The following is a 23,474-nucleotide window of genomic DNA, read 5'->3' as shown; positions in this document are numbered from 1 at the left end:
CTCAGGCGGCCGGATCGACGGTTCGGGGAGAATCATTAAGCATGTTGCGATAGATCAACTGTGCAGCCGCGCTGTTGCGATCGACATCCCATCGCTCTTCCACGCGGATCCGATTGCGGGTGGATGCTGCATCGACCAACGCGTCGTCAGACGCAGCCTGCACAAGAGCCTCGGCGAGCCCTTTCACGTCGTGCGGATCGACGATGATGCCGTCGCGGCCGTTCTGGATCCACTCGCAGGCGCAGGAGGTCGTCGCCTTGATCGGAAAGGCGCCGTAGCACATTGATTCGAGGAGGGTCGTACCGATTCCGTCCGAGATTCCAATGCCGACGACGATGCGTGCTTCGGCGATCCGACCAAGGGCTTCCTCGTGGGTGGGGGCATAGGGCACAGGCGCAATATCGAGGCCGTCCGCCTCCGCCATTGCCCGCATCATCTCCAGCATCGCCGCAGAGTAGAACTGTACGCGGATGCAGCGGCCGCGCAGGGCTGGTGCGGCCATGTGAAGGGCGGACAGGATGTGCATTCCCCGGCCTGACCAGCCGTGATAACCTTTGACAAGAATGGTATTGCGCTTCGACGGGGGAGCGAGCTGGCCGAGCGCCGGAACGGTGCTGAAGTCGATCCCACCAGAAGCCGGCATTGGGTCGAAAGCATGTCCTTTCAGACCCAGGCGGCGCGCCAGCGGGACGTCGCGTCGGCACTCTGCCAGATAACCGTCTATGGCACCCATCAACTCAAGCACGACCGGACGATGTGCGGGCAGCCGGTGGTAGAGATAGATGTCGCTTCCCCAATTGGAGAGAAGCCACGGTGGCATCGCGCTTCCCAAGTACCGCTTGGCGTCGAGGGCGAGATAGCCCGCGAGCTGAACCTCCATGGTGTGAACGAGATCCGGCTGCAGTATCCGGATCGCTGCGATCAACTCATCGGGTAGTGCCAACGCGGGATTCGTTTCGACCCCGAGCGAGGCAGGAAACAGGCGCCCCGCCGCTCGTTCCATGGCCCAGGTGGTGTAACGTTCACTGTCGGTTCTGGTGAGTTGGAAGACGCCCACGTCACCGGATCCCAAGGCCTCAACATCGCTCCGGCTACTGACGGGCAACCAAGGGTGAAGCTCGGCCACAGGCTCTAGGGCATGCACCGGAAACACAACAAAACGTGCAAATTCACCACGTAGCATGTTGATCCAGCGCGCTAGATGCACGCTGTTTTGCATCCCAACGATTAGGATGATTGGTAGATGCCCCGCTTTGCGATTAGTCATCGTATGCGCTCGATCAAATATTGAGCAAACAGAGCCGGGTCGTGCGCGGGCCGCAGGAGCGCCAAGTGCTCGCTCGTCGCCGATTCCGGCAGAAACTGAAGAGCGAGGAGGAGCGGAACCCTGAAGAAAGCGGCTTCTGCCGTGTGCAGTCCATCTATGCTGTTAAGGCGAATGGCAGCGTATAGGTTCGCGCCCTCGAAGATCGAGTTGCCGGTATTCTCGCCGACATCGGATGGGATGCTGACATCAAGACCTGTCTCCCAACGCAGAAGATCGATTGCCCCGCGGACAGAGGCATTATCCACGTCGACGAAGCGGATTTCGATGCCGGAAAATTCCGAGCGGCAATGGTAAAGGGCAGATATGGCAAGCAGGGATTTTCCCTGTTTGTCTTCTCGTCCATCAATAACGACCCGCCTTTTTGTTTTCATGTGGTAAGTCTATTTCTTGGCAGGCGAGAGTGCAATTGTTTGGGCTTGCGTCTAACAGGAAGATTATAGCTTGGCAAGCCGCATGGTCCCAGGCGGCCGGCCGATGTTTCGGTGGGTGGTGACTTGGGCGCATGGCTTTTGACAACCTCAAGGGTGATTTGTCGGCCTATATGCTACCTGAGATATCTGTTATGCTACCTGAGATATCTGTTATGCTACCTGAGATATCTGTGATATCGATGGTACAAGAACACAGTGGCGTTTTCCGCGCACGATAGCATCATAAGGACTGCACTATTCGGACAATCTCGACTCGACCGTCGACGGGATTGGGTCGTGTCCCAGGCGGTGGTGTAGCTGACGGGTGGTCATCGGCGATTGCCGGGTAGGGTCGGGTTGCGACAGCCAACCCGCACCCGAGAGATCCCCGATGACCGACGAGATGATGACGTTGCGCGGCCTCGGCGCCCATCGTGGCAGGCCACGATGGGGTGCCGCCGATGGAGAAGAGTGCCGACGCGGATTTGCTGCGCGAGATGATCGGCTTTGCGGCCGAGCACCTGATGGAACTGGAGGTGGGCGGCCTGACCGGGGCGGCCCACGGCGAGAAGAGCGCCGAGCGACGGGTCCAGCGCAACGGCGATCGCGACCGGGATTGGCAGACGCGGGCCGGCACGGTCGAACTGCGCATCCCCAAGCTGCGCAAGGGCTCGTACTTCCCCGGCTTCCTGGAGCCCAGGCGGATGGCCGAGAAGGCGCTGACGGCCGTGATCCAGGAGGCCTATATCCAGGGCATCTCGACTCGCTCGGTCGATGATCTCGTCCAGGCCATGGGTGGTCCCGGTGTCTCGAAGAGCCAGGTCTCGCGCCTGTGCCAGGAGATCGACGAGCGGGTCGGCGCGTTCCTCGCCCGCCCCAGCGAGGGCGAATAGCCCGATCTCTGGATCGACGCGACCGACGTGAAGGCGCGCGAGGCCGGCCGCATCATCTCGGTGGCGGTGATGGTGGCGGTCGGCGTGAGCACCGACGGTCGGCGCGAGGTGCTCGGCATGGACGTTGGCCCATCGGAAGCCGAGACGTTCTGGACGGACTTCCTGCGCAAGCTCGCCCGACGCGGCCTGCGCGGGGTCAAGCTCGTAATCTCGGATGCGCACGAGGGCATCAAGGCCTCGGTGGCCAAGGTCATGAACGCCACTTGGCAACGTTGCCGGGTTCACTTCATGTGCAACGTCCGCGCCCATGCCGGCCGCTCGGGCCGCCGCGTCGTCTCAGCCTTCATCGCCACCGCGTTCGCCCAGGACGACGCGGAGGCGGCCCGTCGGCAATGGCGCAAGGTCGCCGATCAACTCCGGCCCAAGGTGCCAAAGCTTGCCGCCCTGATGGACGCCGCCGAGCCCGACGTGCTGGCCTACATGGGCTTCCCGTCCGCCCACCGGGTCAAGCTCCACAGCACGAATTCCCTGGAGCGCCTGAACGGTGAGATCAAACGCCGGACCGAGGTCGTGGGTATCTTCCCCAACGAGGCAGCCATCACGCGCCTCGTCGGCGCGATCCGGCTCGAACAAAACGACGAGTGGGCCGTACAGCGCTCACGCTACATCACCCTGGAAAGCATCGCCCCAATCGGCGATGATCCCCTCGTCAGCCTGCCCACCCTGGCAGCCTGATCCGCCCGGCCCCGGCCGGTGATCGTGGTGGCCCTCAGCGAGCTACACAACGCACAGGGACACGACCGCACGACCTACTCCGCGCTCGTCTTCTGTCCTCGCCGCATGTCCGACTCCTTCGGTCCTGGCTGACCCTCTCAATCAGCCCAGTCCAAAGCCAGCCGGTCAGGTCAACCTCTCACTCGGCTCGGTCCAAAATACCGGTCAGGTCAGTCCTTCAGCCCATCACTTCGCACCGCTCGCCGCTACCCTGTCGTGTACTGTGACCTGATCCTGGGCGATGCTTGAGGCGCTTGTTTTCGCATCATCTTTTTCCGAAAGCCGGCAACCAGCTTTCGGGACGATGCTCAAATTGACGGATGGCCCGTTCAGAACACGGAGAAGCTCAGGCCGGCCAAGAACGAGGTGAACTGTGCGCCGGGCACGACGCGGGAATTGGCGCCGAGCAGGTTCTTCTGATGCAGCACGCCGATGAACGCCTTCATGCGGTTAGGCTTGTTGTAGAGCAGGTCTCCGACGTCGAGGACGAGGTTGCTGCGCACCAGAACCTCGGCCTTCAGCCGTCCGCCCTTCGGGTCGTCGCCGCGGGGCGGGTTGTAGGAGGCGAAGCCCGTCAGCGAAAGCGGCAAACCCGTGAACGTCAGTGGTACCAGATAGGTCGCTTCGACGCGGGGCACGATGTCCGTCCCGGTCTGGCGAAGGGGTGGCAGCAAGTCGGCAAAGCGGAACCAGTCCCTCTGGGCGAGCACCGCGAGGTTGAAGAAGCCGACCGGGACATCGAACGAGAAGCTGAGGCCGCCCATCGCCCGGGTCCGCAGCAGCGACAGCCGCGTGTTGTCGCTCTGGTGATCGACGCCGTAGGCCAGCGACACGTCCTTGATGATGCCGGGCAGGACGAAGAGCGGAGTTCCCGCCATGGCGTTGCCGCTCAAGGTGCCGCGATAGGTCAGGAACAGGGTGGTCTGGCCGTAATCGAAGGTCGTGGCCGGTCCGGGATAGGGCGGCGTGCCGGCCGGGATCTGCGAACCGTAGCGCCGCAGGTCGAGGTTGAGGAAATTGGTGCCGTACTCCCAGCCATGGACATGGGTGAGGCTCAGCATGTTGCCCGGCGCGCTACGCCCCTCGATGGAGCGTCCGGCCCGGCCGCCGGTGACGCCCGGCTGCCGGAGATCGTTCAGGTATGTGTAGCTCACCTGCGTATCGCTGAACCGGAAGAAGGGCGAGGACGGTTTCGGCGGTTCGGGCCCCAGGGGCGCGCCCGACGGCCCCTGGATCAGTTCTTCTGCCTGGACCCAACCCGGCGCAGCGCCGGCAAGTATCAAGGTGGTGGCCAGAAGGGCGGCGGCTCGTGCTGTTCTGCCGCGTGTGCTTCGCGCATTTTCCCGCCGGTAGTACGACAGGCATGCAATCGATATTTTGACTTTCATCCCTCTCCCCATTTGCTTGTGGTTGGCATCAACGGTCGTGGTCTGTTCTTGAGATTCGAGCGTGCCACGCTGTGCGGCTTGCGTGCTCTTGCGTCACGTAAACACGCTATAGTTGCATTTCCGCGCACGGAGCGGGTTGAAACGGTTGGAGAACCGGCTTCCCGACGGGTCCCGACAAGTGGCGCGATTTACGCTGACCGGATGCGGAGGCTCAGGATCGTGGCCGCGCCGCCCGAGATCATCAGGATCGGAATGAGCGCGACGAGCACCTCGACGTCGCTCCGGCCGGCGCCGACGAGCGTTCCGGCCAGCATCGGCCCGAGGACGGAGCCGAAACGTCCCATCGAGACGGCGGCCCCGACGCCCGTGCCGAGGACATCGGCCGGATAACAGCTCGGCGCCAAGGCGTAGAGCACGGCCTGCGTTCCGGCCAGCGCGACCCCGAGGAAGAAGCCCGCGAAGACCAGCGCCGACAGGTTAGAGGGGACGAAGGCGATCAGGATCAGGGCGGCGACGCTCGCGCTGAACACGAGGGCCGCGGTCGCCGCTTTTCCCCAGCGATCCATCAGGAGACCGGTCGCGGTGCTGCCCAGGGCGGAGCCGAGATTGAACACGAACTGCACCCAGGAGGCGTCGGCCCGGCTCATGCCACGGGCGATGACGAGCGATGGAAGCCAGTTGAGCAGGAGATAGAGGACCAGCAGTCCGAGCACGAAGGCAAGCCACAGGATCAGAGTCGTTGCCGCCCGTCCTTCGCCGAACAGGGCCGTCGGGACGCTCCTCACACGGCCCCCACCCTGCTTGGCGCTGGCCGTGCTGCTGTGCGGCAGCCAAGCCCAGATCAGCGGCACGACCAGGAGCGGCGCGACACCCCCGGTGATGAAGATCGTCGACCAGTGGTGGGATTCCGCTCCGACAAGCGTGAACAGACTTGCCAGGGCGCCCCCGGCCGGAAGGCCCGCATAGAGCAGGGCCACGGCGCTCGCGCGCCGCTCCGGCGCGGTGCTCTCGGCGACGAGGGCGATCAGGTTCGGCAGGGCGGCCCCGAGCCCGACACCCGTGAGAAGACGGGCGAGGAGCAGCACCTCGAAGCTGTTCGCCAGCCCCGTGAAGATCGACATGAGGCCGAACAGGGCGACCGAGACGATGAGGGACTTCTTCCGGCCGACCCGGTCGGAGAGGCGGCCACCGAAGGCGGCGCCGATCAGCAGCCCCATCGTGCTCGCCGAGAAGAACAGGCCGAGCTGGCCAGGGGTGAGGTTGAAGATGGAAACGAGCCGCGGGGCGACGACGCCGGCCGACTGGAGATCGAACCCTTCGATCAAGGTCACGAGGCAGCAGAGGCCGACCGTCAGCGCTCCTGCCCTCGGGGTGCTGCGCCCCAGTATCAATGCGTCAGCCATGCGTTCCTCTCCCTCTTCAAAGGTCTGATGAGCGGCCCTTGTTCGGGCTCTTCTCCGAGATTTGTCGTCCGGTCCGGTCCGGAACCGGCCCGCGGCTCACGGCCTCGCCTACAATCGGTCCCTGGCGTTCGGACCGGCGCTCGCGGCGAGGACGGGCGCCCTCAGGGCGGCGCGAAGATCATGAGCGCATCGAGGGCGACGGCGCCTTCGCCGACGGGCCTCAGCACGACGGGGTTGAGATCGATCTCCCGGATGCGCGTCTCGCTGAGGAGCGCTCGGCCCACGGCCGCGGCCACGCGGGCGACCGCTGCGACGTCGAGGGCCGGAGCGCCGCGGAACCCGTCGAGCAGGGCGGCGCTGCGCAGGGTGCGGATCCGGTCGGCGATGGCGGCCTCGTCCAGGTCCGGCGGCAACAGGCACACGTCCTTGAGCACCTCCGCCTGGACGCCGCCGAACCCGACCAGCACCACCGGCCCCCAATCCGGATCGCTGCGGCCGCCGACGATCAGTTCGACGCCGCGCGCGCCCATCCGTTCGACGAGAACGCCGTCGAGCACCAGGCCGGGCCGATGATGCGCGATGTTGGCGGCGAGCTGCGCCCATCCCCGGGCCAGGTCGCCCGGGTCGGCGAGGCCGACGATGACCCCGCCGGCATCGCTCTTGTGGGACAGCTCCGCCGACTGCGCCTTGAGGACGACCGGATAGCCGAGCTGTCCGGCCGCTTCGTGCGCCTCCGCCAGGGTCGTCGCCATGCGGCTCTCCGGGAACGGGATGCCCAGGGGCGCCAGCAGGGCCTTGGCCCGGTATTCCGGTACGACGCCCCGGACGTCGTCGGCGAAGCGCGGCGGCAGGGGCGGCACCGGCGCGGCCTCCGCGGGCGCCCCACCGCGCCGCGCCACCACGGCGAGCGCGCGGATCACCCGCTCGCAGGTGGCGAAATAGGGGACCCCGAGGGCGCGCAGGGCCGCGATATGCTCCCCCGCCACAGCCGCGCCCTCGTCGAGGCCGCCGAAGAGGACGGGCTTTCCCGGCTTCAGGGCGCGCAGAGCCTCGATGATCGGCGGGAATTTGAGGGCGCAGGTCGCTGCGTCGGTCTGGATGATGCCGAGCACCACGGCGGCGACGCGCGTGTCGTCCAAGAGCGCGGCGAGCGCACGCCGGTAGAGGTCGGGATCGACCAGGGCCTGAGCGGTGAGGTCGACCGGGTTGCTCACCGGCACGAAGTCCGGCAACGCCGCCCGCAGTGCCGGGCTGTCGGCGTCGCCGAGCGGCGGCAGGGCGAGGCCGACATCCTCCGCAAGGTCGAGGGTCAGCGCCTTGTAGGCGCCGGATTCGGTGAGCACCGCGGTGCCACCCGCGCTAAAGGGCGGGCAGCGCAGCAGCAGTTCGGCGACGTCGCCGAGTTCCTCCAGGGTGCCGACGACGCTGACGCCCGCCCGCTCGACCTTCAGGCGCATCACCGCGTAATCGCCCGCGAGCGCCCCCGTATGGGTCGCGGCCGAGCGGCGTGCCGCCTCGCCGCGCCCGGGATGGAGCAACACGACCGGCTTGCCGGCGGCGCGCGCCCGCTCGGCCGCGGCCAGGAAGCGGGCGGGTCGGCGGAACTGCTCGACGATCATCGCGATCACCCGGGTATCGGGGTCGTCGACGAGGTGGTCGACGTAGTCCTCGACGCCGCTCGCGGCCTCGTTGCCGGTCGAGACCGAGTAGGACAGGCCGAGATCCCGAGCCATCAGGGTGACGCCGAGTACCGCCGCCATCGCCCCGGACTGCGACACGATCCCGATGCCGGGCCGGCCGGCCAGGGGCGTCGCGGGCAGTTCCACGAAGGTGAGCGGCACGCCGTCCACGAAATTGATGAGGCCGAGGCAGTTCGGCCCCTCGACGACCATGTCGGCGTCCCGCGCGATCTGGGCGATCGCGCGCTGCTCGGCGAGCCCGGCCTCCCCGCCCTCGGCGAAGCCGGCCGAAAAGATGATCGCTGCCCCGACCCGGCGCTCCGCCAGGGCGCGCATGGTCTCCAGCACCGCCGCGCGGGGGATGGCCAGCACCGCGACGTCGATGCCCTCGGGCAGCGCCTCGACCGAGGGCAGGCAGGCGCGGCCGGCGATCTCGGCGCGCCGGGGATTGATCAGGTGGATCGGGCCGGCATATCCGGCCCGCGTCAGGTTCGCGAGGACCGAGGCGCCGAGCGCGCCCGGCTTGTCGGATGCGCCGACGATCGCGACCGATCGGGGCCGGAGCAGGCGGGCAAGGTTGGGCATGACTCGGCTCTCCCTCGCGGCGCAGGCGATGCGCGCGGGCTCATCGGGATGGGTCGGGGATTGCGGCAGCGGCCGCCGACGGGCCGGGCGGCCTCCGCCGCCCAGGTGTCCGCCGGGGCGCTCTCGTCAGGTCTTGTGCTTGGACAGGTCGTAGGCGCCGAGGCCCGGCTTGTAGCTCTTCTCGTCGATGAACTGCCGGATGCCCTCTTTCCGACCCTCGTTGTCGAAGCTGTTCGCCGCTTCCTGAGCCCGGATCAGATAATCCTCGGCGTCATCGTAGGTCATGTCGGCGACCCGCCGCACCGCGTCCTTCGTGGCCTTCAGGGCGACCGGGTTCTTCTTCAGGAGCACGGCTGCCACCGCCGCGACGCGCGCCCGGAGCTGATCAGCCGGCACCGCCTCGTTCACGAAGCCCCAGGCGGCGGCCGTGCGACCGTCGACGGTCTCGCCCATCATCGCGTGGTACATGGCGTTGCGGAACGAAGTCAGCGCCACCGCCACCTTCGTGGCGCCGCCGCCCGGCAGGATGCCCCAGTTGATCTCGCTGAGGCCGAACTGCGCCTCCTCGGCCGCAAAGGCGAGGTCGCAGGCGTAGAGCGGCCCGTAGCCGCCGCCGAAGCACCAGCCGTTGACCATCGCGATGGTGGGCTTTTGATACCAGCGCAGGCGCCGCCACCAGCCGTAGCTCTCGCGCTGCGCCTTGCGGGTGCCGGCCAGCCCCTGCGCCTCGGTTTCGCGGAAATACTCCTTCAGGTCCATGCCGGCCGACCAGGCCGTGCCCTCGCCGGTGAGCACCAGGACGCCGACGTCCTCGCGGAATTCCAGCGTATCCAGAACCTCCATCATACGCCGGTTGAGGGCGGGCGACATGCAGTTGCGCTTTTCGGGCCGGTTGAAGCGGACCCAGGCGACGCGGTCCTGGACCTCGTAGGCGACGGTGTCGTGATCGTTGGCCATGACTGCTGTTCCAGTGAAGTCCGCGAGTGGATCTGGGATGAAATCCGAAATGAGATGCGCGACGCGAGTTCGGAGAAGACTTGAGACGGGTGCCGCGGGCCGGGACCGGTCGTCACCGCGACGCAGAGGCATCAACCGCGACGTGGTCGGGCCTGCGGAGGCCGTGCGCGACGAACAGGGTCCGGCGTATCCCGTCGTGCGGCCCCGGCGCGGCGGCCGGCGCCGGCTTCCTGCGCCGCGGCGGCGCCAGCCGCGAGCGCGAGCCGTTCGGCCGCGCAGCGTCCGGTGAGACGGTTCATCGCGCGCCTCCGTCAGATCGGAAAATGGCCGGGCTGGGTCTCGACCGTGATCCAGCGCAGCTCCGTGAAGGCGTCGATACCGGCCCGACCGCCGAAACGGCCGTAGCCGGAGGCCTTGACGCCGCCGAACGGCATCTGGGCCTCGTCGTGCACGGTCGGCCCGTTGATGTGGCAGATGCCGGACTTGATCCGCCGCGCTACGCGCAGGCCCCGCGCAGCGTCGCGGGTGAAGATCGAGGCCGAGAGGCCGTATTCGGTGTCGTTGGCGAGCGCGATCGCCTCCGCCTCATCACGGGCCCGCACGAGCGCCACCACCGGGCCGAAGGTCTCCTCGCGGAACAGCCGCATGGTGGGCGTCACCCGGTCGACGACATGGGCGGGCATCAGCACGCCGTCGGCCGCCCCACCGGTCAGCAGCGTCGCGCCGTCCGCCACCGCATCCTCCACAAGGCCCCGCACGTGATCGACCGTCTTCAGGTCGACGACCGCGCCGAGGGGCGCCCTGCCCTCCCGGGGATCGCCGACGCTGAGCGCGGCGGCCTTGGCGCGGAAGCGCTCGGCGAATTCGTCGGCCACTGCGTCGAGCACGATGATGCGCTCGGTCGACATGCAGATCTGGCCCTGGTTCATGAAGGCGCCGAAGGCCGCGGCCTTCACGGCCTCATCGAGGTCGGCATCCTCCAAGACGAGGAGCGGGGCCTTGCCCCCGAGTTCCAGCAGCACCGGCTTCAGGTGCTCGGCCGCCCGCCGGGCGATGACCCGCCCGACCGACGTGGAGCCGGTGAAGTTGATGCGGCGCACGGCCGGGTGGTCGATCAGCGCGCCGACGGCGGCGCCGGCCGCCTCAGGCCGGTTCGCCACGAAACCGAGCGCGCCGTCCGGCAGACCGGCCTCCCGGAAGGCTTCGACGATCAGCGCGTGGGTGCGCGGGCACTGTTCGGAGGCCTTCAGGATTGCCGTGTTGCCGCAGGCGAGCGGCACCGCCACGGCGCGCACGCCCAGGATGATCGGGGCATTCCAGGGCGCGATGCCGAGGACGACGCCAGCGGGCTCCCGCACGCTCATGGCGAGGCAGCCCGGCTTGTCGGAGGGGATCACCTCGCCGCCGATCTGCGTGGTCAGCGCCGCCGCCTCCCGGGTCATGGCGGCGGCGAGCTGGAGGTTGAACCGGGCCCAGCCCTCGGTCGCCCCGATCTCCGCCGTCATCGCCGCCACGAAGGCGTCGGCTCGCGCCGTCAGGCACTCAGCCGCCCGCAGCAGCACGGTGCGCCGGGCCGTCGGCCCGAGTTCGGACCAGACCGGCAGGGCGGCCTCGGCCGCGTCGGCGACCGCACGGGCGGCGTCCACGTCGTGGGCGGGCATCCGGGTCGCGACCGCGCCGGTCAGCGGGTTGCGCCGCTCCAGGTACGACGTATCCGCGGGCGCGACGCCCGGCTCCGTGCTGGTGTCCAGCATGGCTTCCTCCCGGTGATTCTCAACTCTTGTTATGAGACATAACATAATGGCGACGGCGGACAAGAGCAAAGTCGTCCGTAGTCCATCCCGTCCCGATGTCTTCAATGCCTTTTTGCGACAGCGCTTCTAGATTGTAATTCCAGGTGCTCGGCGTGCCGGTTCGCAGTCGATCGGTACAGTCAGCTCCGGTCGGCGATATCGATACTGAGGTTGCCGCCCGCCACCCGCGAGACGCAGGTGCAGATCTGCGCGTTCGTGTCCTTCTGGGCGTCGCTGAGGAAGACGTCGCGGTGGTCGAGCCGGCCCGCGAGGTCGAGGACCTTCACGGCGCAGAGGCCGCACTCGCCGCGGCGGCAATCTGAGATCACCGCGATCCCGGCCGCCTCCAGGGCGTCCAGCAGGCTCTGGTTGTGCGGCACGAGAATCTCCCGGCTAAGGCGCGGGATGCGGACCCGGAACGGCTCCGCGGGATAGCGACCGCTGCTGCCGAAGGTCTCGAAGCGCAGGCCGTCGATGGGCCGGCCGCTCGCCGCCCAGGCGCGCTGGGCGGCCTCGCGCAGGCCGATCGGGCCGCAGATGTAGAGTTCGCCCCCTGAGGCGAGGCGGGCGATCTCGGCGGCGAGGTCGATCCGCTCGCCCCGCTCGCCGAGGACGATCTGGAGCCGCGCGCCGAGGTGTTCGCGCAGGCTGTCGGCGAAGGCGAGGTCCGCTGCGGCGCGCGCCGTGTAGAGAACGCGGACGGGCGCGCCCGCCTCGGCGAGCGCCACCGCCATGCCGTAGATCGGCGTGATGCCGATCCCGCCCGCGACCAGGAGGTAGTCCGGGCGTCCCCGGTTGAGCGGGAAGTGGTTTGCCGGCGCCGAGATCGTCAGCCGCGCGCCGGGCGCCAGGCCGTGAAGGTAGGCGGAGCCGCCGCGGCTGTCGGGCAGGCGTTTGACGGCGATCCGGTAGAGCCCGTCCGCCGCGAGTCCGACGAGAGAGTAGCGCCGCGTGTCGGGCCGTTCCCCGATCCGGACGCCGATCGCGATGTTGCTGCCCGGCGACGGGCGCTCGAAGCGCTCGGGTTCGATCGTGAATAGGCGGATGTCCGGCGTCAGATCGCGGATCTCCCTGAGCCGGGCGCCCTGCCATTCGGGTCTCGCGTGCATGTCCCACTCCCTCTCCTCCTCCGGCGGCGTCTGCGCGCCGCGGAAGGCCAGCCCTACTCGGCCGCGAGGCGCGGCGGGTCCCCGGCCGGGCCGCCCTGCTCGGCCGCCAGCATCGTGTCGATCAGGCGGCGGGCCCAGAGCGCGCCGGCATCGATGTTCAGGTTGTAGAAGGGCTGGCGCGGGTTGCGGTCGATCGCCCGCTGCTGCGCCTCCAGCACGGCGAAGTCCTGATCGTAGACGCCGTTGCCGTCGTTGACATGGGCGAGGTTGAGCGTCTTGGTGAGGGACTGGTCGTCGGTGCGGAAGTTGCGGACGAAGTTCCAGAAATAGTGGCAGCTCGTCTCGGTCTCGGGCGTGATCGCTGCCAGGAAGAAGCCGTTCACGCCTTGCGAGCGGTCGCCCGTCCGCGCGCCGGTCCCGGCCGGAGCCACGCCGACATCGCCCGCCACGATGCCGGGCGCCTCGAAATGGATGATCTGCCAGCGGTCCACGGGGCCGGGGCGGCCGAGCATCCGAGCCCAGAACGGCGGGGGCTCGATGCCTTCCATCCAGCGCTCCACCACGGCCTTGCGGCCGGCATGGGTGACGTCGAAGGGGTTGCGGGTGATGGCCTCGTCGCCGATCGAGCCGGCATGGACGTAGGTCTCGTGCGTGAGGTCCATAAGGTTGTCGACCACCAGCCGGTAATCGCATTTCAGGCCGTAATAGGTCCCGCCCTCGCCGACCCACGGCGCGTCGCTGTTCCAGTGGAAATCCGGCACCGTCGCGGGGTCGGCAAGCGCCGGGTCGCCCATCCAGACCCAGATCAGCCGGTACTTCTCGACGACAGGGAAGGCGCGGACGCAGGCCGAGGGATTGATGGTCTCCTGCGCCGGCATGAAGGTGCAGCGCCCGGCCGGGTTGAAGACCAGACCGTGATAGCCGCACACCACCTCGTCTCCCCGGAGATGGCCGAGCGACAGCGGCAGAAGGCGGTGCCAGCAGGCGTCCTCCAGCGCGGCGACGCCGCCGTCGCCGCGGCGGTAGAGCACCACCGGGGTGTCGCAGATCCGGCGCGGGGTCAGCGCGCGCTTGATCTCGTAATCCCAGGCCGCGGCGTACCATGCGTTCATCGGGAACGGCTTCGGCGCAGTCATCAGGCCCTCCTTGCTGCCATCGCGTCGCCGGGCGGAGGGGCCGCGCGGCAGACCGCGGCCGGGCGGGACGCGGGGTCCCGCGGCGGTCGCGCCCCTGCCGTCGCGGCACGGGCCGCCCCGGACGCGATCCGGCCGCTCGCGCGTGCCGGCCGGCGGGGCGATCTCCTCCCGAAGTGTATCCGGTTCGTGTTCTGTGTTCCGGCTCCCGGGGCGTAGATCCCGGCCGAGAACAAGTTCACTCTAGCAATGGAGCCTACAGATCCGGAATTCCGGATTCCTGCACGCCGCCAAGAAAGACTTGGACGAATTTGGGCGCCGCGACGCCCGCGCCATGGGGAGGCCAGGACCAGCGATGCAGCCGGACCACACGCGCGCGATTCCCGTCTTCCGCCTCTACGGCGAGGTGGCGGAGGCCGCCGCGCCGAATTTCGTGCACGCCGAGCGGATCGGGCCGAGCGCGCGCCTGCACGACTGGGAGATCGCCGCCCACCGCCACGACCACCTGACCCAGGCTCTCATGGTTACGGAGGGCGGCGGCCAGGTCCGAATCGACGCGGGCAACGACCGCTTCCGGGCGCCCTGGCTGCTCTGGATCCCCGCCGGCACGGTGCACGCCTTTTCGTTCCGGCCGGAGACAGAGGGGGTCGTCCTCTCCCTCTCCGACGACTTCCTGGGCTCCGTCATCACCCACGACCACGAGGCCGCGCGCCTCGACGCGACAGCCGCGGCGGTGTTCAGCGGCCCCCCAGGCGCGCCCGACGAGATCGACATGAACGTGGTCTCGCTGTTCGAGGGCCTGCGGCGCGAGGTCGGCGGCGCGCAGCCGGGCTCGTTCAGCGCCGTGGCGGCGCTGGTCAAGCTTCTGCTCGTCGGCGTCGTACGCACGCACGCCCTGCGTGCCTTCACCGAGCCCGCCGCGGCGGCGCGGGCCGGGCTCTACCGACGCTTCCGCCGGCTGCTCGAGGCCAATCTCCGGCAGAACTGGCCGGTCGCCCGCTTCGCGGCCGATCTCGGGGTCAGCCCCGACCGCCTTCACGCGGCCTGCACACAGGTCGTGGGTAAGCCGCCGCAGTCGGTGCTGCACGAGCGCCAGATGCTCGAGGCTCAGCGCGCCCTGATCTACACCGCGCTGCCGATCTCGAAGATCGCGTTCGATCTCGGCTTCAACGACCCGGCCTATTTCTCGCGCTTCTTCGCCCAGCGCGCGGGGATCAGTCCGGCTGCCTACCGCAAGCGGAATCGCCCGGCGGGCCCCTCTGCCTGAGGCGCCCCAGCCCCTGCGCGTGCGGTATCCGGCCCGGCGCGCGTCGGCGTCCGCTTGAACCCTGCTGCCCGTCTCGTTAAGCCACGCCGGTTCGGGAGGCTCCGCGTGGCGAAAGCGACAGAACTGGTTATTGCCCCGGCGGATCTCCAGCCGCGGCTCGGCGCGATCGAGGACCTTGTGGGCTACCATCTCCGGCGGGCCAGCACGGCCGTGCGGAACGACTTTGCCCGCGTCATCGAAGGCAGCGGCATGCGGCAGGTGCTGTTCGGCATCCTGTCGGTCGTCGAGGCCAATCCCGGCATCAACCAAGGGGCGATCGGCCGCGTGCTCGGCATCCACCGCGCCAACATGGTCGTGCTGGTGAACGAGCTGATCGAGAAGGGCTGGATCTCGCGCCGCGCCGACGAGGCCGATCGCCGCGCCTTCGTCCTCGACCTGACCCCCGAGGGACAGGCGGTCTTCGCGGAGGTGCGGCGGCAGCTGCACGCCCACGAGGCGACGCTGCTCGCCGAACTCGATGCGGCGGAGTGCGCCCAGCTGATCGCGCTCCTGCGCCGCATCGGTAGCAAGGATGCCTGAGCCCTGCACCCGCGCTCCCACGCGGCGCCGGACCGCGACCCGCCCGGCGGCGCGCATCTGCGCCGGGCGGCGCGGGTTCCTGCCCCGGCCTCAGGGGCCGGCATCGGCGGCCTCGCCCAGCGTGTCCCGCACCCAGCGGAAGGCACCGTTGGCGGCCGGGACTCCGGCATAGATCGCCGTCTGCAGGAGCAGGGCCTGCAACTCGTCGAGGTCGAGTCCGTTGGCGAGCGCCGGACGGATATGGAGCTTGAACTCCTCCTCCCGCCCCAGCGCCGCCATCAGGGCGAGGGTCACCAGGGAACGCGTCTTCCAGGGCAGGCGCGGATCGCCCCAGATCTCGCCCCAGGCCGTGCGGGTGATGAAGTCCTGCCAGGGTCCGGCAAAGCGCCCGGCCGCCGCCAGGGAGCGCTCGACATGGGCCGTGCCCAGCACGGCCTTGCGATTCTCCAGCCCCTCCGCGAAGGGCACGGCGCCGGTGGCGGCACGGTCGCCGCGCTGCCGGTCGAGGAAGGCGCCGAGATGGGCGGCCGTCGCCTCCGGGTGCTCGACGGCGAGGAGATGAGCGGCGCGCGGTAACAGGACCAGCTCCGCCTGCGGGATGCCCGCACAGATCGCCTCGGCCATCGCGGGCGGCGTCGCCGGGTCGTCGCGCCCGGCGATGACGAGGGTCGGCGCCCCGATGCGGCCGAGCACCGGCCGGAGGTCCATCCGGCCGATCGCCCCGCAGCACACGGCGTAGCCGACCGGATCGCAGGCCACGAAGGCCTCGCGGATCGCCGCGACGGCGGCTGGCGCCTGCGCCGAGAAGCCGGGGGTGAACCAGCGCCCGAGTGTCGCCTCGACGATCGCCGCAGTGCCCTGCGCCCGCACGGTGGCGGCCCGCTCGCCCCAGCTCTCGGGGCTCGGCAGGTGGGCCGAGGTCGCCATCAGGGTGAGGCTCAGGACCCGCTCGGGCGCGGCGGCCGCGGCGGCCTGGACGGTCATGCCACCGAGCGACAGGCCGGCGAGATGCGCCCGTGCGATGCCCAGGGCGTCGAGCAGACCGAGCAGGTCGGCGGCGAGATCTTCGATCCGGGTCTCGGCGTCGCGGGTCGCGGAGCCGCCGTGCCCGCGAGTGTCGTAGCGCAGGATCCGGTAGCGCCCGCGCAGCCGCTTGGCCACGCCGTCCCACATCGCCAGCGTCGTGCCAAGCGAGTTCGAAAGGACGAGGACCGGCGCGCCGCTCGGGCCAGAGAACTCGTAGGTCAGGTCGATATCGTTGATGCGGATCAGGGGCATGCGGGGTCGAGGCTCCGTCTCGGCAGGATCATTGCGATGCCGTCGAATTCGCGCGCGCCGCGATCTGTGCGAGCGCACGGTCGGTGGCCGCCGCTGCGGCGGCGACGGGGTGCGTGAGGTCGAAGGCGGCGCCGAGATCGATGCCCTGCGCCTCCGGCATCGCCGCGAGCACGGTCTGCAGGTCGCGGCCGGAAGCGTGCACCTCGGCGCAGGCGCGCTCCACCAGGGCGTGCGCCGCCGCGCCGCCGCAGCGGCGCGCGCAGGCCGCAGCCGCGGCATCGGCGAAGAGCAGGCCCCGCGTGAGATCGAGGTTGCGGCGCATCCGCCCGGGATCGACGACGAGCCCCTCTGCCACCGCCCGCGCCTCGCGCAACGCCCCGGAGGCGAGACCGAAGAGCTGGGGCAGGGCATGCCACTCGGCATGCCAAGCGCCGGCCGGCCGCTCGTGAGCGGCGGCCATCGTGTCGAGGAGCGTACCCGCATGGCCCTTGGCGGCCCCGAAGGCGGCCAGGATGACGGTGGCGGAGACGGGGTTGCGCTTGTGCGGCATCGCCGAGGAGCCGCCCCGGCCGGGCACGAAGGGCTCGGACACCTCCGCCACCTCCGTCGAGGCGAGATGGGCGATGTCGCCCGCGCATTTCGCCAGCGCCCCGAGAAGGCGGGCGAGCCAGCCTCCGGCCTCGGCGATGCGGGCGCGGCGGGTGTGCCAGGCGACCGTCTCGGGGCCGAGGCCGAGATGCCGGGCATAGGCGGTGGCCACGGCCTCGGCCTGCCCGCCGAGAGCGCCGAGCGTGCCAACGGGACCGCCGAGCGAGGCGGTGAGCACGCGCGCCCGGAGGCCCGGCAGTTGGTCGGTGACCTCCGCAAGGCCGAGCGCCCAGGTCGCCGCCTTGTAGCCGAAGCAGATCGGCGCGGCGTGCTGGCCGTAGGTGCGGCCGACGCAGGGGGTGGCGCGGTGCTCCGTGGCGAGGCACACGAGCCCGGCGACAACGGCCTCGCTCTCGGCCGCGATCAGGTCGAACCCCGACCGCATCTGCAGGACGAGGGCGGTGTCGGCGATGTCCTGGGTGGTGGCGCCCTTGTGGAAGGCCGGCTCCAGCTCGGGCGGCAGGCGCTTGCGCACGGCCGCGACGAACGGGATCACCGGCACCCCCGCCAGCGCGGTGCCGGCCGCCAGCGCTTCGATATCGAGCGTCTCCGGCGCGATCGCCGCGATGGCGTCGGCGAGGGCCGCCGGCGCGAGGCCGACCTCTGCCTCGGCCCGGGCGAGCGCCGCCTCGGCCCGCAGCATTCCGGCGAGGCGCGCCGCGTCCGAGAAGGCCTCGCGCATCGCCGCGCTCGCGAAAAGTGGCCCAAGCAGGCCCGAATCGAGGGCAGAGAAGCTCATCCTCAGGCCGCGAGCCGGAGGGCGGCGCGGGCCTCGGCGGGCGTCGCCGGACGCCGGCCGTGCCGCTGCACGGCCTCGACCGCGAGCCCGACGAGCTCGGCGTTGCTCGCCGCCAGCCGGTCCTTCGTGACCCGGATGTTGTCCTCGAGTCCGGTGCGCACCGCGTCCGCCCCGCGCGCCAGCGCCCAGTCCATCACCACCGCTTGGCTGCGGCCGATCCCGGCCGCCGTCCAGGTCGCCCCGGGGATGACCCGGCGGGTCTCGCCGAGCAGCAGGTCGAGCAGGCGCTCCTCGGCCGGCATCGCGTTCTGCACACCCATCACGAACTGCACGTGGGGGTGCGGGTCCATCAGCCCGGCCGCGATCAGGCGCCCGGCCCCATGGATGTGCGAGAGATCGAAGATCTCGATCTCGGGCCGCACGCCGTAGCCCTTCATCTGCGTCGCCAGATCGGTCACCAGGGTGGTGTGGTTCTCGTAGACGATGCTCGGGAAGTTGACCGAACCGGTCGAGAGCGAGGCCATGTCGGGCCGGTGCCGGAGCGACAGCCCGCGGCTCGCCGGGTCGCGCCCGCGCCCGCCGGTGGAGAACTGCACGATCATCCCGGGGCAGTGGCGGCGCAGCCCCTCCTGCACGGCGGCGAACCGGTCCGGATCGGACGAGGGAGTCTCGTCGTCGTTGCGGACGTGGATATGGGCCAGCGTCGCGCCGGCCTCGAAGGCCTGATGGGTCGATTCGATCTGCTCGGCGACCGCAATCGGCACGGCCGGGTTGTCGGCCTTGCGCGGCACCGAGCCGGTGATCGCCACCGCGACGACGACGGAATTGCTGCTCATCTCTCTTGCCTCACGACCTTGCCTCACGACCTTGCCTCAGGCTCTCGCCTCACCACTCCCGCCCCATGACGCGTCTCCCGCCTCACAGCGCGAAGAACACGGTCTCGTCCGCCCCGGACAGCACGATGTCGAACCGATAGGTCGGCGGTGCCTCGGCGATGCGCGGGGCGATGAGCGTGCGGCGGCGCGCCTCCGGCACCAGGGCGAGGATCGGGTCCGCGTCGTTGTCGGTCCCGTCGGCGAAGTACATCCGTGTGGCGAGCCGCTTCAGCAGGCCGCGGCCGAAGACCCCGATGGCGAGATGGGGCGCCTGCCAGCGGTTGCTCTCGACCGCGACCGGCACACGGCCCGGCCGCAGGGTGAGGAAGCGGAAGCCGCCCGCGGCATCGACCGCCGCCCGCCCGAAGCCGATGAATCCCGGATCGAGGGGGATCTCCGCCCGGGTGTCGGCGGCGCCGTGGTAGCGGCCGGCAGCGTTGGCACCCCAGATCTCGATCATCGCGTCGGTGACCGGCTCGCCTGCCCCGTCCCGCACCGTACCGACGACGGAGACGATCTCGCCCGTCACCGGCCCGCGCGGGGGGGCGAGGTGGAGGACGTCGTGCTCCTCCGGAAACAGGTCGAGGCGCGCGCCGATGTCGGAAGCGCCGACGAGGTCGGCGCCCCCCTTCCAGGGCAGGCCGTAATGGAAGAACGGGCCAACCGTCTGCGAGGGCGTCTGGCCGAACAGGGCCGGATCCTGGTTGTCGGCGCGGGGAGCGGCGTTGCGGGGCAGGGCTTCGAGGGCGTCGGTCATCTCAATGCTCCCACGGCGTGGCGTCGCGCCCGCGCAGCACGATGTCGAAGATGTAGCCGAGGGCGTAATCCGGCTGCGTCGTGTCGATGTCGAAGCGCGCGACGAGGCGGTTGCGGTAGGGCATCGGCACGGCATTGGCGATCGGGTCGATCTCGATGAGCGGGTCGTCGGGGAAGTAGAGCTGCGTCACCAGCCGGGTGGCGAAGGCCGGCCCGAGCAGGGACAGGTGGATATGGGCCGGGCGCCAGGCGTTGCGGTGGTTGCCCCAGGGATAGGCTCCGGGCCGGATCGTGGTGAAGCGGTAGCGCCCCTGCGCATCGGTGACGACCCGGCCGGTACCGGTGAAGTTCGGATCGAGCGGCGCGTCCCACTGATCGCGTCGGTGGATGTAGCGGCCGGCGGCGTTGGCCTGCCAGACCTCGACCACCGTGTCGGGCACGGGCCGCGCCGCCTCGTCGAGAACGCGGCCGGTGACCACGATGCGCTGACCGATCGCCACGCCCGGCCCCCGGTCGTGGCGGGTCAGGTCGGCGATGGCCGGGCCCATCAGGGCCTCCCAGGTCCCGGCCGGCCCGGTGGTCTCGGTGAGCGTGTGGGGGATCCGCACCAGCGGCTCGCGCGGGCTGCGCAGCACGGTCGCGCGGTAGGCGGGGAACAGCGAGGGCGGCTGGCCCGCATCCTGCGGGTGGTCGAACGTGGCATCGGACATCGAAATCCTCCGGTCGCGTGAGGGCTGGGCGGCGCGGGCGGCCGGTGAGGCGACCCGCGCCGCCGGTCAGTGGCCGAGGGCGGCGGCGCCGCCGAGCAGGAGCACGCTGCGCCACCCCAGCGTCGGGATCATCCAGGCGGCGAGGAAGCCGCCGAGCGCCGCGCCGAGGGGGAAGCCCGAGAACATCATGTTGGTGAGCAGCGCCCGGCGCCGGACCGGGCCGTACTCGCTCGTCAACGTCACGGCGTTCGGCATCGCCGCCCCGAGGCCGAGCCCGGTGAGGAAGCGCAGGGCCGCGAGTTGCGGGAGATCGGCCGCGAAGGCGGAAGCAAGGCAGGCCACGCCGAGTTCGACCACCGCCGCGACCAGCACCGCCTTGCGCCCGTAGCGGTCAGCCAGCGGCCCCGCTGCCAGCGCACCCATCGCGAGGCCGATCAGGGCGGCGCTCAGCACCGGGGCGAGCGCGGCGCGGCCCACGCCCCACTCGGTCACCAGCGAGGGCGCGATGTAGCCGATGGCCGCGGTGTCGAACCCGTCGAGGAGCACCACGAGGAAGCAGAGGAGAAAGGTCAGGATCTGCGCCGCGCCGATCGGGCGGGCGTCGATCGGGGCGGGGACATCGAGGATCCCGGCGGCGCTCTCGTGGCTCATGGGCACATCCCGCGCAGGTTCGCGCTCGGGGCCGAGAGAGAGGCCGCAACAGAGGTCGAGACGGGGGGAGGATCGAGCGGCAGGCCGACATAGTTCTCGGCCAGCACCGTCTGGGCGGCGCGCGAGGTGCCGAGATAGGCGAGCTCCGCCAACTGCATACGCCGGTCGAAGCCGGTCTCCTCGGGGAAGCGGTGCATCAGGCGGGTGAACCACCACGAGAACCGCTCCGCCTTCCACACCCGCGCCAGCGCCCGCGCCGAGTAGCCGTCGAGACCCGAACTCGTGCCGTGGGCGTAGAAGGCCTCCAGCGCCTCGGCCAGCATCACCACGTCCGAGACGGCGAGGTTGAGGCCCTTGGCGCCGGTGGGCGGCACGATGTGGGCGGCATCCCCGGCCAGGAACAGCCGGCCCCAGCGCATCGGCTCGCCGACGAAACTGCGCAGGGGCGCAATGCTCTTCTCGAAGGCGGGGCCGCGCACGATCCCGCCCGCGGTGCCGGGGCCGAGGCGCAAGCAGAGTTCGTCCCAGAAACGTGTGTCCGGCCAGTCCTCCGGACGCTCGTCGATGCCGCACTGGATGTAGTAGCGGCTGCGTGTCGCCGAGCGCATGCTGGCGAGCGCAAAGCCGTTGGCGTGACTCGCGTAGACGAGTTCGTGCGCGGCGGGAGGCACGTCCGTGAGGATGCCGAGCCAGCCGAAGGGGTAGATCCGCTCGAAGGTTCTCAGCACGTCCGCCGGGATCGACCGGCGGGAGGTGCCGTGGAAGCCGTCGCAGCCCGCAACGTAGTCGCAGACGAGGTGCTGCGGGCCCTCGGGCGTGCGGTAGGTCAGGCTCGGGGCGGCGCCGTCGAGATCGTGCAGGCGCAGGTCCTGGGCCTCGTACACCACCGCGAGGCCCCGCGCCTCGCCCGCATCGAAGAGGTCGCGCATCACCTCCTGCTGGCCGTAGACCGTGACCGCGGCGCCGGTCAGCGCGGCCATGTCGATGCGGAAGCTCGCGCCGTCCACCGCGAGGTTGGCGCCCGTGTGGACGAGGCCCTCGCTGCGCAGGCGCCCGTCGAGGCCGAGCCGCGCGAGCACGTCCACGGTGCCCTGCTCCAGCACGCCGGCGCGCACGCGGCCCTCGACGTAGTCGCGCGTGCGGCGCTCCACCACGACGCTGGCGATGCCGGCCGCGTGCAGCAGATGCGCCAAGACCATCCCGGCCGGCCCGGCACCGACGATCGCGACCTGCGTGCGCATGGCCGGCCCTCCCTGATCCGTGACGGTCGATCCGCGCCGGCTTGTGCAGGATCTTGCCGATGCCGACGCCGCGCGGGTATGGAGGCGGCGGCGTTTCTCTTGTACTTTTGTAGCGTTTATCGAAAGGCCGCGTGCCCGATGCCGAAACCTGTCGTGCCCCGGTATTTCCTTTACGGCGAGCCACCGCAGACTGCGGATGACGGGTTTCTACACCTCGAAGACCTGGACGATCGCAGCCGCCCGGCGGCCTGGCGGATCCGGCCGCACGCCCATGCCGACCTGCACCAAGTGTTCTGCATCCGGTACGGCCGCGGCACCGTCACGGCCGAGGGCGAGGAGACCGCCTTCGCGGCACCCTGTGCGCTGGTCGTCCCGGCGGGCGTGGTGCACGGTTTCGTCTACGAGGCGGGCAGCACCGGCCGCGTCCTCACCGTCTCGGACGCGGTCCTGCGCGGGCTCGGGCGGGACGAGCGCGCCTTTGCGGCCCTGTTCGAGGGGGTGCGCTGCCTCGCTCTGGACGGAACCGCGCACCTCGATGCGGCGCTCGACGGGCTGGACCGCGAGCGGGCCAGCGCGGCCCCGGCCCGGCGGGCCGCCCTGAAAGCGCATCTCACCCTGCTCCTTGTCGAACTGGCGCGCCTTGCCGACGCGCGGGCGGCCGATGGTCCCACGCGCTTGGCCGCCCATGCAAGGATCGTCGCCCGCTTCCGCGCGGCGATCGAGGAGCATTACCGCGCCGGCCTCAGCCTGGAGCAGTACTGCAACCGGATCGGCACCACGGTCGGGCGTCTGCGCGTCGCCTGCCGGGCTGTGGCCGGCGCGACGCCGGGCCAGCTCATCGCCGACCGGGTCATCCTGGAGGCCAAGCGCTCCCTGCGCTACTCCGACCTGCCGGTGGCGGAGATCGCCTACGACCTCGGCTTCCACGACCCGGCGTATTTCTCGCGCTACTTCTCGCGCGTCACGGGATCGAGCCCCTCCGCATTCCGTCGTGCCGCCTGAGGCAGCGGCGGCTGGGTCAGGTGATTCTCCGCGCGTCCTGTACAGACCCAGTGAAGACGGATTCGATATGGCTGCCCGACCGACGTTCTCCTGACCCTGCCCCAGCCAACTGGTCCGCGTCGAGTGCAGGTTTTTCGGGCATCCTGAACCCTGAAGGAGTGGCCTGCTGCCGGTTTCACGGACACCCGGTTTAGGTGTGATGGTGAAGCCGGAGGTGCTCCATGCAGCGTCGCAAGTTCGGACGTGCGTTCAAGATCGAGGCGGTTCGACTGGTTCG

General features: G+C 70.0%; 18 protein-coding genes and 2 pseudogenes. 4 read left to right on the top strand and 16 right to left on the bottom strand.

Annotation, left to right across the window (positions count from 1 at the left end; all coding sequences use genetic code 11):
* Nucleotide 1: 1 nt before the first annotated feature.
* Both E4V01_RS17180 and E4V01_RS17175 read right to left on the bottom strand, forming a co-directional pair.
* The gene (locus E4V01_RS17180) at nt 2-1,219 is read right to left on the bottom strand and encodes a glycosyltransferase (RefSeq protein WP_158509756.1); all 1,218 of its coding nucleotides are present in this window, start codon (nt 1,217-1,219) and stop codon (nt 2-4) included.
* A gap of 44 nt (nt 1,220-1,263) precedes the next feature.
* Nucleotides 1,264-1,698 (bottom strand): hypothetical protein, encoded by a 435-nt coding sequence (locus tag E4V01_RS17175; RefSeq protein WP_135299179.1) that lies wholly within the window; start codon nt 1,696-1,698, stop codon nt 1,264-1,266.
* Between the two features lie 445 nt (nt 1,699-2,143).
* On the opposite strand from E4V01_RS17175, the pseudogene E4V01_RS17170 reads away from it, so the two are divergent.
* Nucleotides 2,144-3,365: pseudogene (locus E4V01_RS17170) on the top strand (IS256 family transposase).
* 368 nt (nt 3,366-3,733) lie between these two features.
* On the opposite strand, the gene E4V01_RS17165 reads toward E4V01_RS17170, so the two are convergent.
* The 7 genes from E4V01_RS17165 to E4V01_RS17135 form a co-directional block, all read right to left on the bottom strand.
* Nucleotides 3,734-4,558: a hypothetical protein gene (locus E4V01_RS17165; RefSeq protein WP_135299178.1), complete on the bottom strand. Its 825-nt coding sequence runs from the start codon at nt 4,556-4,558 to the stop codon at nt 3,734-3,736.
* Nucleotides 4,559-4,980: 422 nt separating this feature from the next.
* A complete protein-coding gene (mhpT, locus tag E4V01_RS17160) occupies nt 4,981-6,195 on the bottom strand; it encodes a 3-(3-hydroxy-phenyl)propionate transporter MhpT (protein ID WP_135299177.1) in 1,215 nt (404 codons plus the stop codon).
* 161 nt (nt 6,196-6,356) lie between these two features.
* A complete protein-coding gene (locus E4V01_RS17155; RefSeq protein WP_135299176.1) occupies nt 6,357-8,459 on the bottom strand; it encodes an acetate--CoA ligase family protein in 2,103 nt (700 codons plus the stop codon).
* A gap of 126 nt (nt 8,460-8,585) precedes the next feature.
* Nucleotides 8,586-9,416 (bottom strand): p-hydroxycinnamoyl CoA hydratase/lyase, encoded by an 831-nt coding sequence (locus E4V01_RS17150; RefSeq protein ID WP_060771147.1) that lies wholly within the window; start codon nt 9,414-9,416, stop codon nt 8,586-8,588.
* A 311-nt stretch (nt 9,417-9,727) separates the two neighbouring features.
* Entirely contained in the window at nt 9,728-11,170 is a 1,443-nt protein-coding gene (locus E4V01_RS17145) for an aldehyde dehydrogenase (protein ID WP_135299175.1), read from the bottom strand.
* Nucleotides 11,171-11,349: 179 nt separating this feature from the next.
* The gene (locus E4V01_RS17140) at nt 11,350-12,318 is read right to left on the bottom strand and encodes a PDR/VanB family oxidoreductase (RefSeq protein ID WP_135299174.1); all 969 of its coding nucleotides are present in this window, start codon (nt 12,316-12,318) and stop codon (nt 11,350-11,352) included.
* A gap of 53 nt (nt 12,319-12,371) precedes the next feature.
* A complete protein-coding gene (locus tag E4V01_RS17135; RefSeq protein WP_060771144.1) occupies nt 12,372-13,454 on the bottom strand; it encodes an aromatic ring-hydroxylating dioxygenase subunit alpha in 1,083 nt (360 codons plus the stop codon).
* A gap of 352 nt (nt 13,455-13,806) precedes the next feature.
* Between E4V01_RS17135 and E4V01_RS17130 the strand changes: the two genes are divergently transcribed.
* Together E4V01_RS17130 and E4V01_RS17125 are read left to right on the top strand one after the other, a co-directional pair.
* Nucleotides 13,807-14,718, top strand: a complete 912-nt coding sequence (locus E4V01_RS17130) for a helix-turn-helix domain-containing protein (RefSeq protein ID WP_135299173.1) — start codon at nt 13,807-13,809, stop codon at nt 14,716-14,718.
* 105 nt (nt 14,719-14,823) lie between these two features.
* Nucleotides 14,824-15,297, top strand: a complete 474-nt coding sequence (locus E4V01_RS17125; protein ID WP_201026749.1) for a MarR family winged helix-turn-helix transcriptional regulator — start codon at nt 14,824-14,826, stop codon at nt 15,295-15,297.
* 90 nt (nt 15,298-15,387) lie between these two features.
* Here E4V01_RS17125 and pcaD read toward each other — a convergent pair whose 3' ends face one another.
* The 7 genes and pseudogenes from pcaD to pobA all read right to left on the bottom strand — a co-directional run bounded on the left by pcaD (nt 15,388) and on the right by pobA (nt 22,195).
* Nucleotides 15,388-16,575 (bottom strand): 3-oxoadipate enol-lactonase, encoded by a 1,188-nt coding sequence (gene pcaD, locus E4V01_RS17120; protein ID WP_060771142.1) that lies wholly within the window; start codon nt 16,573-16,575, stop codon nt 15,388-15,390.
* Between the two features lie 28 nt (nt 16,576-16,603).
* Nucleotides 16,604-17,962: a lyase family protein gene (locus tag E4V01_RS17115; protein WP_135299172.1), complete on the bottom strand. Its 1,359-nt coding sequence runs from the start codon at nt 17,960-17,962 to the stop codon at nt 16,604-16,606.
* A 2-nt stretch (nt 17,963-17,964) separates the two neighbouring features.
* Nucleotides 17,965-18,798, bottom strand: coding sequence for a 3-keto-5-aminohexanoate cleavage protein (locus tag E4V01_RS17110; RefSeq protein ID WP_135299171.1), 834 nt, complete (start codon nt 18,796-18,798; stop codon nt 17,965-17,967).
* 82 nt (nt 18,799-18,880) lie between these two features.
* A complete protein-coding gene (gene pcaG / locus E4V01_RS17105) occupies nt 18,881-19,594 on the bottom strand; it encodes a protocatechuate 3,4-dioxygenase subunit alpha (RefSeq protein ID WP_135299170.1) in 714 nt (237 codons plus the stop codon).
* Between the two features lies 1 nt (nt 19,595).
* Nucleotides 19,596-20,303: a protocatechuate 3,4-dioxygenase subunit beta gene (gene pcaH / locus E4V01_RS17100; protein WP_135299169.1), complete on the bottom strand. Its 708-nt coding sequence runs from the start codon at nt 20,301-20,303 to the stop codon at nt 19,596-19,598.
* 75 nt (nt 20,304-20,378) lie between these two features.
* A pseudogene (locus tag E4V01_RS17095) lies at nt 20,379-20,954 on the bottom strand (MFS transporter); the annotation flags it as partial.
* Complete coding sequence (gene pobA / locus E4V01_RS17090; RefSeq protein WP_135299167.1) at nt 20,951-22,195, bottom strand: 4-hydroxybenzoate 3-monooxygenase; 1,245 nt, start codon at nt 22,193-22,195, stop codon at nt 20,951-20,953. The pseudogene E4V01_RS17095 and the gene pobA, both read right to left, overlap by 4 nt.
* A 153-nt stretch (nt 22,196-22,348) precedes the next feature.
* On the opposite strand from pobA, the gene E4V01_RS17085 reads away from it, so the two are divergent.
* Nucleotides 22,349-23,197, top strand: coding sequence for a helix-turn-helix domain-containing protein (locus tag E4V01_RS17085; RefSeq protein WP_245517592.1), 849 nt, complete (start codon nt 22,349-22,351; stop codon nt 23,195-23,197).
* The last annotated feature ends 277 nt before the right edge of the window (nt 23,198-23,474 follow it).

The organism is Methylorubrum sp. Q1, from assembly GCF_004683995.1.
Lineage (GTDB): Bacteria > Pseudomonadota > Alphaproteobacteria > Rhizobiales > Beijerinckiaceae > Methylobacterium.
This window is presented reverse-complemented; position numbering and strand designations above follow the sequence as displayed.